Origin of the sequence: Variovorax ginsengisoli (assembly GCF_030486595.1) — a bacterium.
GTDB lineage: Bacteria > Pseudomonadota > Gammaproteobacteria > Burkholderiales > Burkholderiaceae_C > Variovorax > Variovorax ginsengisoli_B.
This window is the reverse complement of sequence record NZ_JAUJZH010000005.1, coordinates 173,092-188,355: the sequence shown is the minus strand read 5'-3', so window position 1 is coordinate 188,355 and position 15,264 is coordinate 173,092. Positions and strand designations below refer to the sequence as shown.

The following is a 15,264-nucleotide window of genomic DNA, read 5'->3' as shown; positions in this document are numbered from 1 at the left end:
CCCCCGCCCTTCGGGCTCCTCCTTTATCTCGCTGCGCAGAGCACGCCATCGGCGTGAGCCGTCAAGTCGGCGGTTCATCCTCGGCAGCACCGCACGGCACGCACCCCGGACTTTCGGAAACCGCGATCAGTGCAGTTGGCCGCCGGTCTCGCGGATGTCCTCGCCGACCGCGAGCGACGTGGCGATCGCGACGCGCAGCGCGGCGACCATGGTGGCCAGCGCCATGCTCGGCTGCCCCGGCAGTCGCGCCACCTGCTCGGGCAGGTACGGGACGTGGATGAAGCCAGCCCGCATGCCGGGCACCGGGCGGGTCGCGGCCCGGTGCATCAACCCGAAGAACAGGTGGTTGCAGACGAAGGTGCCGGCGCTGTTCGACACCGCGGCCGGGATGCCCGCGGCCCGCAGGTCGCGCACCATGGCCTTGATCGGCAAGGTCGAGAAGTAGGCCGCGGGCGCGCCCGCCACCACCGGTTGGTCGATCGGCTGGTGCCCGGCGTTGTCGCCGATGCGGCCGTCGTCGACATTGATCGCCACCCGTTCGGGCGTGAACTCGCTGCGGCCGCCGGCCTGGCCGACGGCGAGCACCAGCTGCGGCTGCAGTTCGTCGATCGCCGTGTCGAGCGCGCGCAGCGCGGCGCCGAAGACGCAGGGGATGCGGCGCGCATGCACCACGACAGCGCCCTGGCGCCAGCCGTCGAGCGCGCGCACGGCCTCCCAGGACGGATTGACCGTCTCCCGGTCGAAGGGCTCGAAGCCGGTCAGCAGGACGTTCACGTCGCCGCGACCGCGATGCCTTCGGCCGCCAGCCGCTCGCGGATGCGGCGCGCGAAGGCCAGCGCATGCGGGCCGTCGCCATGCAGGCAGACCGTCTGCGCATTCACCGCCACCAGGCTGCCGTCGATGGCGCGCACCTGCCGGTCGCGCACCAGCGACAGGGTCTGGGCCAGCGAGGCTTCTTCGTCGTCGATCAGGGCGCCCGGCTGGCTGCGCGGCACCAGGCTGCCGTCGGGCATGTAGCCGCGGTCTGCGAAGACCTCCTCGACCGGCCGCAGGCCGGCGCGCTCGGCCGCGCCGATCATGCCGCTTCCGGCCAGCCCGAAATAGCGCAGCGAGGGATCGAAGCGGCGCACCGCCTCGCAGATCGCCTCGGCCAGCGCCGGCTCCTTGACCGCCTGGTTGTAGAGCGCGCCGTGTGGCTTGACGTGGGCCAGCCGGCCGCCTTCGGCCTTGACGATCGCGGCCAGCGCGCCGATCTGATAGAGCACGCCGGCGACGATCTCCTCGGGCGGCAGGTGCATGGTGCTGCGGCCGAAGTTCTCGCGGTCCGGGAAGCTCGGGTGGGCGCCGATCGCGACGCCGTTGGCGATCGCCCAGCGCACGCACTGCTGCATGGTGCGGGCGTCGCCGGCGTGCCAGCCGCAGGCGATGTTGGCCGAGCTCACCAGCCCGAGCAGGGCCTCGTCGTTGTCGCATCCCTCGCCGAGGTCGGCGTTGAGGTCAATCTGCATCGCTTTCTCCTTGGGGAGGATTCTGCGCCGGTGCGATCCACCCCGCCGACGCCAGGCCTTGCGCCACCTGCGAGAGATAGCGCCGGCGCTCGTCCCAGGCCGCCAGCGCCTGTGCCGAATCGACCTGCTGCAGCCGCAGCCGGCCATTGAGCGGCGCCTGCGCCAGCTTCCAGAGGTCGGCGCGGATCACCACGCCGATGCGCGGATAGCCGCCGGTGGTCTGGGCATCGCCCATCAGGATGATCGGCTGGCCCGCAGGCGGCACCTGGATCGTGCCCGGGATCACGCCCGAAGACAGCATGTCGACGGCGCGCCGGCGCTTGAGCTCGAAGCCCTCGAGCCGGCTCCCCATGCGGTTGCTCTGCGGCGTGAGGCGCCAGGACCCGCCCCACAGCGCCTCGCGCGACGCGATCGTGAACTGCTCGAACTCGGGGCCGGGCATGACCCGCAGCACGGTCGCGCCGTCGCTGCCGCGGCCCGGGTCGGGGCTGCGCACGCCGAAGGGCCGCCGCGCCAGCTGCTGCGCGTCCAGTGCCGTCGTGCCGAGTGCCAGCTTGTCGCCCTTCTTGAGGGCCCGCCCGTGGTGGCCGCCGAAACCGGCCTTGAGGTCGGTGCTGCGCGAGCCGAGGATCACCGGGACATCGATCCCGCCGGCCACCGCCAGCCAGCTGCGCAGCCCGGCCTTCAGTGCCGACCGATTGGCCCCGGCCAGCTTGAGCACCTGCCCCGCGGCCACCGGCAGGCTCCAGCACGGCCACAGCGGCACGCCGTCGAGCGTGGCGCCGAAGTCGTCGCCGGCGAGCGCGATGCGGGACGGGACCTCGAAGCGAATCTCGCAGCCGCCCATCGTGAGTTCGAGGCCGGCGGCGCCGTCGGGGTTGCCGGCCAGCCGGTTGGCGAGGGTCAGGGCCAGCGTGTCCAGCGCGCCGCCCGGGCAGATGCCGAGCTGGCGGTGGCCCGGACGCCCGAGATCCTGCACCGAGGCCAGCATGCCCGGTCGCAGGACCGTGAGTCCGGAAGCGCCCGTCATCAGGCTTCCATGCTTTCGACCACGAAACGCACCTGGTCGCCCGGCCGCAGGAGGGTCGGCTCGGCCGCGCCCGGATCGAACATCTCCAGCGAGGTGCGGCCGATCAGCTGCCAGCCGCCCGGCGAGACCAGCGGGTAGATGCCGGTCTGCTCGCCGCCGATGCCCACCGAACGCGCCGGCACGGCCAGGCGCGGCTCCTTGCGCCGCGGCGTCGCCAGCTCCGGCGGCAGGCCGCCCATGAAGGCGAAGCCCGGCAGGAAGCCGAGTAGGTACACCACGTAGTGACCCGCGCTGTGCCGCTTCACGACCTCGGCCGGCGACAGGCCCGTGTGGCGGGCGACCTCGGCCAAGTCGGGGCCGGATTCGCCGCCATAGGCGACCGGGATCTCGACCTGCCGGCCCTGAATGCCGGCCGCGGCCAGTTGCGGCCAGGCCGACAGCACCTGCATCTCGAGTTCGACGACATCGATCTGCGCCGGATCGAACAGCAGGCTCAGGTTGTTCATGCCCGGCAGCACCTCCTGCACGCCGCGCCACTGCATCGCTTCCGCGGCCAGCGCCCAGATGCGCTGCTGCTGGACGAGCGTCGCCGGCGCCGGCAGCTCGCACAGCAAGGCGGCCTCGCCCAGCGAATGCAGCCGAAGCGGCTGGGGGGTCAAACGGCAACCTCCGTGCTTCGCACTGCGGTGCGAGCCCCCTTCGGAGCGGCCGGGCGGGGGCTCATTCGCGCACGAGGCCGCGGACCTTGGCGAGCAGGCTGTCCTGGACGTTGGGCGAGACGAACTTGTCGACCTCGCCGCCCAGCATCGCGATCTCGCGAACGAAGGTGCTGGAGATGAACTGGTACTTGTCGCTCGGCGTCAGGAACACAGTCTCGACCTCGGGCATGAGCGAACGGTTCATGCCGGCCAGCTGGAACTCGTAGTCGAAGTCGGTCACGGCGCGCAGGCCGCGCACCATCGCCTTGCCGCCGCGGGCGACCACGAAGTCGCGCAGCAGGCCCGAGAAGCTCTCGACCGTGACCTGGTCGCTGTAGGGCTTGACGGCGTCGCGCGCCATGTCGATGCGCTCCTGCAGCGTGAACAAGGCCTTCTTGTGGTGTCCCGCTGCCACCGCGACGATGACCCGCGAAAACAGCTGGGTCGCGCGCCGCACCACGTCCTCGTGACCGAGCGTCATGGGGTCGAAGGTGCCGGGATATACGGCGATCACGTTGCTGGACATGCTTCTTTCCTCCTGATTCGGCCGCCGTCGGCCAGGTTCGGCGGATTATGCAGCGGGGCTTGCCGCGGCCTGCAGAAGGTGGGCGTGCACGGCGCCGGCCTTCAGGTAGCGGAAGACCGAAAGGCCGAGCGCGGCGAGCTCGTCGTCGCTCCAGCGCCGGGCGGCCTCCAGGTAGACCACGCCCTCGGGCCGCAGAGCCCGCAGGGCCGCACGCAGGGCCGGCTCGTACAAGGCGGGGTTCTCGAACGGCGGGTCCAGGAACACCGCATGCAGGCTCCCGGCCGGCACCCGCTCGAGCGCCGTGACGCCGTTGCCGCGCTCGACGCGCACGGCGTCGGCGCCGAGCTTGGCCTTCAGGCCCTGGAGCTGGGCGACCAGTGCCGGGTCCTGTTCGCACAGCAGCACCGAGGCGGCGCCGCGCGAGGCGGCTTCGAGGCCGATCGCGCCGGTGCCGGCGAAGGCATCGACGCACTGCCAGCCGGGCAGCTCGCCGCCGCCGACGCCGGCCAGGCTGGCGAGCCAGTTGAAGAGGGTTTCGCGCACCCGGTCGGGAGTCGGGCGCAGGCCGGGCTTGTCGGCGACCGCGAGGCGGGTTCGCTTCCACTGGCCGCCGATGATGCGGACGAAATGCGGTGCCTTGGCGAGTTTGGCTGGCTTGGCCGGTGCCGCGGGGGCGGGTGTTCGGGACTTTGGTTTCACACCCGGGAGCTTAACGGCAGCCGCCTGCACCGGGCCTTCAAGGTTGCCCGCCCACCACCACCGTCACCATCTTCTCCGGCTGGAGCTTGCGCGCGAAGGCCGCCTTGACGTCGGCCACGGTGATCGCGTTCACGCGCGCGGTCCAGGTCTCGAGGTAGTCGAGCGGCAGGTCGTTCCAGGCGATGTTGGCGACGTTGCCGAGCAGCTTCCGGTTGCTGTCCAGCAGCAGCGGAAAGCCGCCGATCAGGTTGTCTTTCGCGGCCTTGAGCTCGGCCTCGGTCGGGCCGTCGGCGACGAACTTCGCCAGTACGTCCTTCGAGACCTTGACGGCTTCATCGGCCTGGTCGGGCCGGGTCTGGAAACCGATGCGGAAGGCGCCCGCATGCAGGCCCGGCGAGAAGCCGCTGTAGACGCTGTAGGCCAGCCCGCGTTTCTCGCGCACCTGCTCGGTCAGGCGCGAGACGAAGCCACCGCCGCCGAGCACGTAGTTGCCGAGCGTGAGCGCGAAGTGGTCGGGGTCGGCGCGCCGATAGCCGGGCTGGCCGATCAGCACGTGGGCCTGGGCCGAATCGAAAGGGATGCGATCGTCCTTGGGCGCCGCCAGCGGCTGCACTTCGGGCACCGCCGGCAGCGCGGCGCAAGCGCCCCCGGCGGGCAGCCGCGACAGCAGCGTGGCGGCGATGCCGTCGGCCTGCGCCCGCGTGACGGCGCCGACGATGCTGATCTTGGCGCGGCAGGGCACGATCAGCTGCGCATAGCGCGCACGCATCGCGGCGACGTCGATCTGAGCCAGCGTGGCCTCGGTGGTCTCCAGGCCGTAGGGATGGGTGCCGTAGACGCCCTGCGAAAAGGCCCGCTCGACCCGGGTGGCGGGCTTGGTGTTGGCTTCCCGGATCGAGGCCCCGATGCGCTCGCGCTCGCGCTTCCAGACGTCCTCGGGGAAGGCCGGCTCGCCGATCTCGCGCGCGGCCAGGCGCACCGCCTTGTCGAGCAGCACCGGATCGGACAGCGTGCGCAAGGTGAAGCTGGTGCGGTCGGAGCCGGCACCGGCGTCGAAATTGGCGCCGAGATCGGCCCAGGCTTCGCCCAAGGCGTTCTGGTCCAAGGCGGGGTCGCTGCCGTTCGCACGAATGCCTTTCTCGACCATCCCTGCGGTCATCGAGGCCAAGCCGGCCTGGGCCGGAGGGTCGCGCCGCCCACCGGCGTCGAAGTCGACCTGGACATCGACGATCGGCAGCGCGTTGGTGGCGGCCAGGTAGACCTTGGCACCGTTCGCGAGGCTCCAGTGCTGGATCGGAATGGCGGCCTGGGCGGCGGCGCCGATGAAAAGCGCGGCGCCGGCCAGCAGGCTGCGCAGCGCGAACTGTCGTGTGTCGAACATGGGGATGCAACCTCGTTTCAACGCAGATCGCCGGCAGGCGCTGCAAAACCGCGCGGGCGGCGGTTGGGTTCGGGCGGCAGCGGCCGCAGAACGGCGGCCGTCATCTGGTCGTCGCCGAAGTATTTCGCCGCCACCGCCTGCACCTGCTCGGCCGTGACCGCCTGCAGCTTCGCGATGATCCGCTCGCTGGCGTCCAGCGGCAGGCCCTGCACCCAGTTGCTGCCGAGCTCGCGGGCCTGGGCCATCACCGAGTCGAGCTTGTAGGTCTCGCTCGCCACCCACTGGGTCTTGACGCGGGCCAGTTCGGCCGCGCCGACGCCCTCGCGCGCCACCTTGGCGACCTCGGCGCGCAGCGCGGCCTCCACCGCCTCGGGCGTCTTGCCGGCGGCGGGCACGCCGTCGAGCCCGAATATCTGCGGCCCGCGGCCGATGAAGCCTGCATAGGCGCCGGCCGAATCGGCCACGCGGTCGGGCCCCTGCGTCAGGGCGCGGTCGAGCCGGGCACCGGGATAGCCGTCGAGCAGGGCCGCCAGCACCACCAGCGCATAGGCGTCGCTGTCGGCCGCGGCACCGAAAGCGTCGCCGGTCGAGATCTGCGGCGCGCGGAAGGCCAGCGACACATAGGCCTGCTCGGCCGGCGCCTTGAATTCGACCCGGCGCACGCCGCGCTGCGCCGGCTCGGAGCGCGGCTTGCGCTCCGGCACGGCACGGGTCGGGATCGAGCCGTAGTATTTCTCGGCCCAGGCCCGCACCTGGTCGACATCGACGTCGCCGGCCACCACGATCGCCGCATTGGACGGCACGTACCAGCGCTGGAAGAAGGCGCGGGCGTCGGCCGGCGTCATCGCTTCGAGGTCGCTCATCCAGCCGACCACCGGGCGGTGGTAGGGCGAGGCGGTGAAGATCGCCGCGTTCTGCTGTTCGCCGAGCAGCGCCCGCGGCTGGTCGTCGGTGCGCATCCGGCGCTCCTCCTTGACGACCTCGATCTCGCGCTTGAATTCGTCGTCGGGCCACTGGTTGCTGGCGAAGCGGTCGGATTCGAGCTTCATCACCTGCTCCAGCTGGCCGGCCGGAATCTGCTGGTAGTAGCCGGTGTAGTCGCGGGTGGTGAAGGCGTTCTCGCGCCCGCCGAGCGCAGCCACGCGGCGCGAGAACTCGCCCGGCTTGAGCTGCTTGCTGCCCTTGAACATCATGTGCTCGAGCACGTGGGCGACGCCCGAAGTGCCGTCGACCTCGTCGACCGACCCGACCCGGACCCAGAGCATCTGGACCGCGGTCGGCGCCCGGCGGTCGGGCTTGACGATCAGGGTCATGCCGTTGGAAAGCGTGAATTGCCGGGCCGGAACCGGCGCCGTGGGCGCGGCCGTCTCGGCGGTGGGCGAATGGGCGGACTGGGCCAGCGCAGGCAGGCTCGGCAGTGCCAACAGCACCGAAGCCAGCACCGCGACCGACGCAGCGCGGCGTGGCAAGGGGTGTTTCATAGAATGGCTCGGATTGTAAAAAGCGCCCAATGTTCAGTTTCTTCAAGAAAAAACCTGCGGTCGAGAGCCCGGCGCCGGCTCCGGAGCCGGCGGCCCCGCCGGCCGAATCGCCCGCGCCCGCCCCCAAATCGGTCTTTTCGCCCTCCAGCTGGTTCGGCGGCAAGGCGGCGCCTGTGGTGGAGCCGCCGCCGCCAGCCCCCGTGGCTGCGCCGACACCTCCTGCCCCCGTCGCGGTGCCGGCCCCGGTGCCCGCGCCTTCCGCGGCTCCGCCGGCCCTGCCCGCTGCGTTGCCGCCGGTGCCCGAATCGCCCCCGCCTCCACCACCTCCCCCTCACCCTCCCGCGCCAGCGGCCGAACCCGCGCGCAGCGGCTGGCTCGGCAAGCTCAAGAACGGTCTGCGCAAGACCGGCAACAGCATCGCCGCCACCTTCGTCAACGCCCAGATCGACGACGCACTCTACGAAGAACTCGAGGAAGCGCTGCTGATGGCCGACACCGGGGTCAAGGCCACCGAGCACCTGCTCGAAGACCTGCGCCGCCGCGTCAAGAGCACCATGGCGAGCGACGCGGCACAGGTCAAGCTGCTGCTGGCGGACGCCATCGCCGACCTGCTGCGCCCGCTGGAGAAATCGCTGGTCATCGGCGAGCACACGCCGACCGTGATCATGGTCGCCGGCGTCAACGGCGCCGGCAAGACCACCTCGATCGGCAAGCTCACCAAGCACCTGGCCAACGAGGGTGCCTCGGTGCTGCTGGCGGCGGCCGATACCTTCCGCGCCGCGGCGCGCGAGCAGTTGCTGGTCTGGGCCGACCGCAACACGGTCGAGATCGTCAGCCAGGAGGGCGGCGATCCGGCTGCCGTGAGCTTCGACGCGGTCAATGCCGGCAAGGCGCGCGGCAAGGACGTGGTGCTGGTCGACACCGCCGGCCGGCTGCCGACCCAGATCCACCTGATGGACGAGCTCAAGAAGATCAAGCGGGTGGTCAACCGGGCCGACCCGACGGCGCCGCACGAGGTGCTGCTGGTGATCGACGGCAACACCGGCCAGAACGCGCTGGCGCAGGTCAAGTCCTTCGACGAGGCGCTGGGCCTGACCGGGCTGGTCGTGACCAAGCTCGACGGTACGGCCAAGGGCGGCGTGCTGTGCGCGATCGCGCGCGAACGGCCGATCCCGGTCTATTTCATCGGCGTCGGCGAGAAGCTCGAGGACCTGGAAACCTTCGACGCGCGCGAGTTCGCTCAGGCCCTCCTCGGCTAATTTGTGCGCCGCGGGGCGCTCTGGCATCATGGCCGGAGCCCGCCAAGAGGCCCCGGAGACCCGCATGAACACCGCTTCCGCCCCCCTCGCCGGCGCCGACCGCAAGGTCGACCGCCTGCTCGCCCACTATGGCGAGAGCCACCGCAACCCGACCAACGAGGCGATCCACGTGGTCGCGATCCCAGCGATCATGGTCAGCATCGTCGGGCTGCTGTTCGCTCTCCATCCCTGGGTGGCCTATGCCTTCGTGGCGGCCAGCGCGGTCTATTACGTCGGGCTGCGGGCGCCGGTCTTCCTGGTGGCGATGCTCGCGGCCACGGCCGCCGCACTGGCGCTGGTCCACGCCATGGGGGACCTTGTGCTGCCGATTTCCGCCGCCATCTTCGTGGTGGCCTGGATCTTCCAGTTCATCGGCCACAAGATCGAAGGGCGGAAACCTTCCTTCTTCGAGGACATCCAATACCTTTGGGTCGGCCCTTTGTTCGTGCTGTCGCTGCTTTTCTCTCGCCTCGGCATTCGCTGGTAGGCGCTGGAAAAGGCTATCGGCCCCATAGAAAATAGGTGGGAACCCTTAGCTTAGCACTCCCTCTAACCGAGTGCTAATATGGCCATGAACGAAGGAGTTCCCCGAATGACAACACTGTCTGGAGCCTCTGCCAACCAGCTCGCCGTCGCCAATCCGTGGTCGATGGTCCCGCCGCTGGGTAACTTGGACGCCTACATCTCGGCAGCCAACCGCCTGCCGTTGCTCACGCTCGAAGAAGAGCAGGGCTTTGCGCGCAAACTGCGCGACAACAACGATCTCGAAGCTGCTGGTGCGCTTATCTTGTCGCATCTGCGCCTTGTTGTGTCTATCTCCCGCCAATATCTGGGCTACGGGCTGCCGCACGGCGACCTGATCCAGGAAGGCAATGTCGGCCTCATGAAGGCCGTGAAACGCTTCGATCCCGACCAGGGCGTCCGGCTGGTGAGCTACGCCATGCACTGGATCAAGGCCGAGATCCACGAGTACATCCTGAAGAACTGGCGCATGGTCAAGGTCGCGACGACCAAGGCCCAGCGCAAGCTGTTCTTCAACCTGCGCTCCATGAAGCAGGGTTTCAAGGCCGATTCGGCCGCCGCCGATGCGGGCACCCACCGCGAGACGCTGAGCCCTGACGAGGTGTCGCAGATGGCCACCCGGCTCAACGTGAAGCCCGAGGAAGTGCTCGAGATGGAAACCCGGCTCTCGGGCGGCGACGTGCTGCTCGACCCGAGCCCGTCCGACGACGGCGACGAAGGCTTCGGCCCGATCGCCTACCTGGCCGACGCCACGCAGGAGCCGACCGCGCAGATCGAATCGCGCCAGCGCGACCGCCTGTCGACCGACGGCATCTCGACCGCGCTCGAGGCGCTGGACGACCGCAGCCGCCGCATCGTCGAGGAGCGCTGGCTCAAGGTCAACGACGACGGTTCGGGCGGCATGACCCTGCACGACCTGGCCGCGGTCTATGGCGTGAGCGCCGAGCGCATCCGCCAGATCGAGGTCGCCGCGATGAAGAAGATGAAGAAGGCCCTGGCCGAATACGCCTGAGCGGCTCCGCCCCCGAAAAAAGCCCGGCCCGCGCCGGGCTTTTTCGTTGTCAGGCTGCTTCTTCGGGCGGCCGCTTGGCCAGCGTGCGCAATGCCCGGCGCGCGATGTAGCGGGTTTCGGCGGCATCGCTGTCGGCCAGCCAGCGCTCGCAGGTGGCTTCGACCCAGTCCGGCTGGGTCCGGCTGGCATCGTTGAGCCAGTTGGCGACCGAGTTCTGGACGTAGCGGCTGGGGTCGGCGCGCAGCGGCTCCAGCAGCGGCAGGGCCAGCCAGGGCTCGGCCTTGAGCCGCTCGATCTGGGGGCACCAGACCCCGCGCGGACGGGTCAGCTCGCTGGCGAAGCGGCGGATGTTCGGATCGGGATCGGCGGTCCAGGGCTGGAGCAGGGCCAGCGCCTGGTCGAGCGCGCGGATGGTCGCCTCGCGCACCCCCATCCAGGCCATCTCGCGGACGCCGAAATGCGGATCGGCGGCAAAGCGGCGCACCGCCGCCAGCTGCTCGGGCAGCGCGAGCCCCGACATCGGGAGCCACTGGGTCGCCCAGCAGCGCGCCACGTCGCTCGCATGGGTGGCCAGGCGGTGGGCCACGGCGTCGCGCTCGGGGTGGGCGCCGGCCAGGTCGTAGAACGCCCGCGCGATGTGGCCGTGGCGCTGCATCGGCTTGAACGCGGGCAGCATGGCGCAGGTGTCGGCCAGCCGTTCGCTGGCCGGGTCGAGCCCGATCTGCGCCGCCACGCTGCGCGCCAGCCGGGGCAGCTCCAGCGCCATGAATTCGTTGAGGTTGACGGTCTCGAGCAGGCCGTCGTTGAGCGCGTCCAGCACCTCGGGCGGGATCAACGCGATGCGGAAGGCGCCCTTGCGCTGCTTCAGGTGGTCGACCGACGCCACGGGTTCAGGACTTGAGCAGGGTCTTGAGGTCCGACACCATCGGGGCCACGCCGGCGCCGTAGCGCGCGTACAGCCGCAACCGGCCCTGCGGGTCGTAGACGAAGCTGGCCGCCGAGTGGTCCATCGAATAGCTGGTCGGCGTCTTGCCCTCGACCTTCTTGAAGTAGACCTTGAAGTCCTTGGCCACCGCGGCGAGCTGGTCGGGCGTCGGGATCAGCGCCACGAACGACGGGTCGAAGGCGCCCATGTAGGCCTTCATGACCTCGGGCGTGTCGCGCGCCGGGTCGACCGTGACGAACACCACCTGCAACTTGTCGCCATCGGCACCCAGCTGCTGCTTGACCTGCGCCATCTCGCTCATGGTGGTCGGGCAGACGTCGGGGCACTGCGCGTAGCCGAAGAACAGCACCACCGCCTTGCCCTTGAAATCGGCCAGGGTGCGGACCTTGCCGTCGGCATCGGTCAGCGAGAAGTCGCGGGCGTAGTCGGCGCCCGTGATGTCGACCGCATTGAAGCTGGGCTTGGCCTCGGTGCAGCCGGCGAGCTGGACGCCCGCGGCCGCGGCGACGCCGACCCAGGCCAGGGTCCGGAGTGCTTGGCGCTTGTTCATGGATTCGGTCATTGGAGGTAGTGGTCGACCAGCAGCGCCGCGAACAGCACGCTCAGGTGGATCAGTGAAAAGCGAAAGGTCTTGCGCGCCAGCGCGTCGGAATAGTTCCGCCACAGCGCGAAGGCATAGCCGGTGAAGCCGATGCTGACGCCGATCGCGACCACCAGATAGAGCCAGCCGCTCATGCCGTAGATGAAGGGCATCAGGCAGGCGGCGAAGAGGATGAATGTGTAGAGCAGCACCTGCAGCCGCGTGAACTCGTTGCCGTGCGTCACGGGCAGCATCGGCAGGCCGGCCTTGCGGTAGTCCTCGACCCGGTACAGGGCCAGGGCCCAGAAGTGCGGCGGCGTCCACAGGAAGATGATCAGGAACAGGATCAGCGCCTCGGGGCCGACGTCACCGGTCATCGCGGCCCAGCCCAGCACCGGCGGCATCGCGCCCGAGGCGCCGCCGATCACGATGTTCTGCGGCGTCAGCGGCTTCAGGATGACGGTGTAGACCACCGCGTAGCCGACGAAGGTGGCGAAGGTCAGCCACATGGTCAGCGGGTTCACGGTGAACCAAAGAAGCGCCGAGCCGGCGGCGCAGAGCCCGGCCGAGAAGATCAGCGCCTGCTTGTCGCTCAGTTGCCCGCGCGCCGTCGGCCGCCAGGCGGTGCGCTTCATCTTGGCGTCGATGCCCTTCTCGACCAGGCAGTTGAAGGCGGCCGCCGCGCCGGCGACCAGCCAGATCCCGAGGCAGGCGAGTGCGCCCTGCTGCAGATCGGCCAGCGACGGCACGCCGGGCACCGCGAGCACCATGCCGATCAGGGCGCAGAAGACGATCAGTTGCACCACCCGCGGCTTGGTCAGCGCATAGAACTGGCGCAGCACGCTGGCGGTGGTCGGGGCGGGGACAGACACGGGGGCGCTCATCGGGCCACCTCCATTTTGGGAACACGGGCGCCGGCGCCGGCCGCGCTGCGCGCGCCTTCGCGACGGCTTTCGCAGAGGGTCCAGGTCAGCACCACCGCGAGCGCGGCGGCGCCGCCGGTGTGGAGCAGGGCCGCCGCGAGCGGCCATCCGAGCAGCACGTTGCCGAGGCCGCTGGCGAGCTGCAGCAGGGCCAGGCCTGCCAGCCAGCGCGATTGGGCACGCAGCGGCCGGATGCGGCGCAGCCGCCAGGCCAGCAGCCCGATGGCGACGAACACGAGGTAGGCCATCAGGCGGTGCACGTAGTGGATGGCGGTGAGCGCCGCGAAATCGATCGGGCTGCCGGCGGCGGTCTCGCCCAGGTGGCGCCAGACCTGGAAGCCCTGGGCGAAGTCCATCGGCGGCCACCAGCTGTCCTGGCAGGTCGGGAACTGGGTGCAGGCCAGCACCGCATAGTTGGTGCTGACCCAGCCGCCCAGGGCGATCTGCAGCGCGAGCAAGGCGGTGGTGCCGACAAGAAGGCTGCGCAGCGGCGACGGCAGGGGCGTCGGCAGGCGCTGCGTCGCCGCCTGCTGGTAGCGCACGGCCTGGATGCACAGCAGCGCCAGCAGCACCACGGCGCCCATCAGGTGCAGCGTCACGATGGCCGGGAACAGCTTCCAGGTGACGGTCAGGGCACCGAAGGCGCCCTGCAGGCAGACCCAGGCCAGCGTGGCCGCGGGCCACCAGGCGCTGAGCGCACGCTCGCCGCGGTGGTCGGGCCGGCGTTGGCGGCGGCGCGCGACCCAGGTCGCGATCGCCAGCACCAGGATCAGGAAGCCGACCCCGGTGGCCAGGTAGCGGTGGACCATCTCGACCCAGGCCTTGCTGTGCGTCACCGGCCCGGTCGGCTGGGCGGCCTGCGCCATCGCGATGTCGTGCCGGGCACCGACCGGGCTGGCGTTGCCGTAGCAGCCGGGCCAGTCGGGGCAGCCCAGGCCCGAATCGCTCAGGCGGGTGAAGGCGCCGAACAGGGTCAGGTCGAAGGTCAGGAACAGGGTCAGGACGGTCAGCGCATGCAGCCGGCGCGCGGCAGCGGCGCCGGCGTTGCGGCGCCAGACCCAGACCAGCGGACCGAGGGCCAGCAGGACGCCGACCGCCAGCAGCCAGGCGATCGGCTTGAGGTCGTAGAGCGAGGTCGTGTCCATGGCGTTGATCAGCGGCCGGCTTCGTCCCACGAAGACGAGGCGCGCAGCAGCCGGTCGAGGTCGCGCTTGCCGCGGCTGGCGCCGGCGGCGTCCATGCGGGCCGGGAACCGCATCATCAGGTTGCCCAGCGGATCGACCACGAAGAGGTGCTCCGCCGGCGCATGGCCGGCGGCAGCCGGCAGCCACTTGGCGACCTCGGCCGCCGGCAGGCGCAGCACGGTGGCGCCGCGCAGGCCGTTGGCGAGCCGCTCGGGCAGCGGCTTGTCGTCGCTGACCAGCCAGACGCGGTCGAGCCGGTCCTTTTCGCGCCCGAGGCTCTCGCGCAGCTGACGCTGCAGGTACAGCTGTTGTTCGCAGAGCGCATCGCAGCCGGCATCGGCCACGGTCAGCAGCAGCCACTGGCCCTTGAGCGAGGGCAGGCGCTGGGTGGTGCCGTCCGGCAGCGTCGCCGCGATGTTCGGCAGCGGTCGCTGCGGGTCGATCAGCTCGCCGTAGACGCTGCGGCTTTCGGGGCGCACCACGTAGTAGGTGAAGTAGGAGGCGATCACCGGGGCCGCGCAGCACAGCAGCACGAAGATCATCTTCCAGCGGCCCTGGACCGTGCGCCGGCCCTCGGCGCCCGCCAGGGCCTGGCGCGGCGACGGCATCGAATGCACGGTCAGGCCGAGCGGCTCGTCAGCCGCGGCGGGCAAGGCGTGCACGGCGGAAGGGGGCGATGAGTTGGAACCAGACATAGAGGAATACCACGAGGGCCGCGAGGCCGAACCACTGGAATGCGTAGCCGTAGTGCTTTTCGACCCCCAGCGCGGGGGCCGGCCAGTCGCGCTGCAAGCCCTCGGAGGCCGGACCGGTCTGCTGCAGGGAAACGTCGGTCCGCAGGGGCAGGCCGGTTTCGGCGCGGAACGCTTCCAGGGCGAGATTCTGCCGGATGCGCGAAGACCCCACGGAATCGGGCGTGGCCGCGGCCGTCGGGGCGGCCGGGGCAGAAGCGGCGGGCGCGGGCGCCGCCGCGCCATCGCCCTTGCCCAGTTCCAGCAAATGGGCGGGCGGCGGCGCGATCCGGGCCGTCACCTCGACCAGGCCGCTCGGCGTCTCGATCGGCTCCAGCTTGGCGCGGTCGGTGAAATTGCGCTGGATCCAGCCGCGCTGGATCAGCACCGTCTGTTCGGTGCCTTCGAGCGCGAAGGGCGTCAGCACGTAGAAGCCCGGCACGCCATGCATCTGTCGGTTGTCGAGATAGACGGTGTGCGGGGCCAGCCAGAGCCCGCGCAGACGCACCGGCCGGTGCATCGCGGTGGTCGCGTCGGCGAGCGCCAGGAAGGCCTGTGGGTCGAGAGGCGGCAGGTTCTTCTGGGCCTCGATCTCGGCCTGCAGAGCCTCTTTCTGGGCCGCGCGAGACAACTGCCAGCGGCCGAGCGAAAGGGCGGCGGCGAGCACCAGCACGGCAACCGCGGTGACGAACCAGAAGCGGCCGGCACGGCCGGGACGAGAGGTCTGGAGCGGTTGCGCATTCAC

At 70.6% G+C, this 15,264-nt stretch carries 17 protein-coding genes; 3 read left to right on the top strand and 14 right to left on the bottom strand.

The features are described 5' to 3' along the window. Positions 1-126 precede the first annotated feature (126 nt). The 8 genes from pcp to QZH52_RS09290 form a co-directional block, all read right to left on the bottom strand. Positions 127-774, bottom strand: coding sequence for a pyroglutamyl-peptidase I (pcp, locus tag QZH52_RS09325; protein ID WP_301807209.1), 648 nt, complete (start codon positions 772-774; stop codon positions 127-129). Continuing rightward, positions 771-1,508, bottom strand: a complete 738-nt coding sequence (gene pxpA / locus QZH52_RS09320) for a 5-oxoprolinase subunit PxpA (RefSeq protein WP_286506060.1) — start codon at positions 1,506-1,508, stop codon at positions 771-773. Before pxpA ends, pcp begins: the two co-directional genes overlap by 4 nt. Next, positions 1,498-2,538, bottom strand: coding sequence for a 5-oxoprolinase subunit C family protein (locus QZH52_RS09315; protein ID WP_301807205.1), 1,041 nt, complete (start codon positions 2,536-2,538; stop codon positions 1,498-1,500). The genes pxpA and QZH52_RS09315 overlap by 11 nt, the downstream gene beginning before the upstream one ends. After that, positions 2,538-3,197 carry a 5-oxoprolinase subunit PxpB gene (pxpB, locus tag QZH52_RS09310; protein WP_301807203.1) on the bottom strand — a complete coding sequence of 220 codons (660 nt, stop codon included), beginning with the start codon at positions 3,195-3,197 and terminating at the stop codon, positions 2,538-2,540. The genes QZH52_RS09315 and pxpB overlap by 1 nt, the downstream gene beginning before the upstream one ends. Positions 3,198-3,258: 61 nt before the next feature. Beyond that, positions 3,259-3,762, bottom strand: a complete 504-nt coding sequence (gene coaD / locus QZH52_RS09305) for a pantetheine-phosphate adenylyltransferase (RefSeq protein ID WP_301807200.1) — start codon at positions 3,760-3,762, stop codon at positions 3,259-3,261. A gap of 45 nt (positions 3,763-3,807) precedes the next feature. Then, on the bottom strand, positions 3,808-4,461 hold the full coding sequence (locus tag QZH52_RS09300) for an RsmD family RNA methyltransferase (protein ID WP_301807197.1): 654 nt from the start codon (positions 4,459-4,461) through the stop codon (positions 3,808-3,810). A 37-nt stretch (positions 4,462-4,498) separates the two neighbouring features. After that, on the bottom strand, positions 4,499-5,842 hold the full coding sequence (locus tag QZH52_RS09295; protein ID WP_301807194.1) for a M16 family metallopeptidase: 1,344 nt from the start codon (positions 5,840-5,842) through the stop codon (positions 4,499-4,501). Between the two features lie 17 nt (positions 5,843-5,859). After that, on the bottom strand, positions 5,860-7,323 hold the full coding sequence (locus tag QZH52_RS09290) for a M16 family metallopeptidase (protein ID WP_301807191.1): 1,464 nt from the start codon (positions 7,321-7,323) through the stop codon (positions 5,860-5,862). 29 nt (positions 7,324-7,352) lie between these two features. Here QZH52_RS09290 and ftsY point away from each other — a divergent pair, with 29 nt between their 5' ends. The 3 genes from ftsY to rpoH all read left to right on the top strand — a co-directional run bounded on the left by ftsY (position 7,353) and on the right by rpoH (position 10,155). Continuing rightward, positions 7,353-8,582 (top strand): signal recognition particle-docking protein FtsY, encoded by a 1,230-nt coding sequence (ftsY, locus tag QZH52_RS09285; RefSeq protein ID WP_301807188.1) that lies wholly within the window; start codon positions 7,353-7,355, stop codon positions 8,580-8,582. Positions 8,583-8,646: 64 nt separating this feature from the next. Beyond that, on the top strand, positions 8,647-9,108 hold the full coding sequence (locus tag QZH52_RS09280) for an Mpo1 family 2-hydroxy fatty acid dioxygenase (RefSeq protein ID WP_286534739.1): 462 nt from the start codon (positions 8,647-8,649) through the stop codon (positions 9,106-9,108). Positions 9,109-9,213: 105 nt separating this feature from the next. Then, a complete protein-coding gene (rpoH, locus tag QZH52_RS09275) occupies positions 9,214-10,155 on the top strand; it encodes an RNA polymerase sigma factor RpoH (protein WP_286506051.1) in 942 nt (313 codons plus the stop codon). Between the two features lie 49 nt (positions 10,156-10,204). On the opposite strand, the gene QZH52_RS09270 is transcribed toward rpoH, so the two are convergent. Genes QZH52_RS09270 through QZH52_RS09245 form a run of 6 tightly spaced genes read right to left on the bottom strand, consistent with a single transcriptional unit; the run spans position 10,205 to position 15,264 of the window. Beyond that, positions 10,205-11,041: a DNA alkylation repair protein gene (locus QZH52_RS09270; protein ID WP_286534740.1), complete on the bottom strand. Its 837-nt coding sequence runs from the start codon at positions 11,039-11,041 to the stop codon at positions 10,205-10,207. Between the two features lie 4 nt (positions 11,042-11,045). Next, complete coding sequence (locus QZH52_RS09265; RefSeq protein ID WP_286534741.1) at positions 11,046-11,651, bottom strand: SCO family protein; 606 nt, start codon at positions 11,649-11,651, stop codon at positions 11,046-11,048. Between the two features lie 8 nt (positions 11,652-11,659). Further along, a complete protein-coding gene (gene cyoE, locus QZH52_RS09260) occupies positions 11,660-12,565 on the bottom strand; it encodes a heme o synthase (RefSeq protein WP_301807177.1) in 906 nt (301 codons plus the stop codon). Continuing rightward, entirely contained in the window at positions 12,562-13,749 is a 1,188-nt protein-coding gene (locus QZH52_RS09255) for a COX15/CtaA family protein (RefSeq protein ID WP_301807172.1), read from the bottom strand. Before QZH52_RS09255 ends, cyoE begins: the two co-directional genes overlap by 4 nt. Before the next feature lie 8 nt (positions 13,750-13,757). Then, positions 13,758-14,483, bottom strand: a complete 726-nt coding sequence (locus QZH52_RS09250) for a redox-active disulfide-containing membrane protein (RefSeq protein WP_301807169.1) — start codon at positions 14,481-14,483, stop codon at positions 13,758-13,760. Continuing rightward, positions 14,425-15,264 carry an SURF1 family protein gene (locus tag QZH52_RS09245; protein WP_301807166.1) on the bottom strand — a complete coding sequence of 280 codons (840 nt, stop codon included), beginning with the start codon at positions 15,262-15,264 and terminating at the stop codon, positions 14,425-14,427. The genes QZH52_RS09250 and QZH52_RS09245 overlap by 59 nt, the downstream gene beginning before the upstream one ends.

Bases quoted from the DNA above. Each gene is read 5' to 3' on its own strand.
- QZH52_RS09255 (WP_301807172.1), bottom strand. From the start codon at position 13,749: ATGGACACGACCTCGCTCTACGACCTCAAGCCGATCGCCTGGCTGCTG.
- QZH52_RS09290 (WP_301807191.1), bottom strand. From the start codon at position 7,323: ATGAAACACCCCTTGCCACGCCGCGCTGCGTCGGTCGCGGTGCTGGCT.
- QZH52_RS09280 (WP_286534739.1), top strand. From the start codon at position 8,647: ATGAACACCGCTTCCGCCCCCCTCGCCGGCGCCGACCGCAAGGTCGAC.
- ftsY (WP_301807188.1), top strand. From the start codon at position 7,353: ATGTTCAGTTTCTTCAAGAAAAAACCTGCGGTCGAGAGCCCGGCGCCG.
- coaD (WP_301807200.1), bottom strand. From the start codon at position 3,762: ATGTCCAGCAACGTGATCGCCGTATATCCCGGCACCTTCGACCCCATG.
- QZH52_RS09315 (WP_301807205.1), bottom strand. From the start codon at position 2,538: ATGACGGGCGCTTCCGGACTCACGGTCCTGCGACCGGGCATGCTGGCC.
- cyoE (WP_301807177.1), bottom strand. From the start codon at position 12,565: ATGAGCGCCCCCGTGTCTGTCCCCGCCCCGACCACCGCCAGCGTGCTG.
- QZH52_RS09295 (WP_301807194.1), bottom strand. From the start codon at position 5,842: ATGTTCGACACACGACAGTTCGCGCTGCGCAGCCTGCTGGCCGGCGCC.
- QZH52_RS09265 (WP_286534741.1), bottom strand. From the start codon at position 11,651: ATGAACAAGCGCCAAGCACTCCGGACCCTGGCCTGGGTCGGCGTCGCC.
- rpoH (WP_286506051.1), top strand. From the start codon at position 9,214: ATGACAACACTGTCTGGAGCCTCTGCCAACCAGCTCGCCGTCGCCAAT.
- pxpA (WP_286506060.1), bottom strand. From the start codon at position 1,508: ATGCAGATTGACCTCAACGCCGACCTCGGCGAGGGATGCGACAACGAC.
- QZH52_RS09250 (WP_301807169.1), bottom strand. From the start codon at position 14,483: ATGTCTGGTTCCAACTCATCGCCCCCTTCCGCCGTGCACGCCTTGCCC.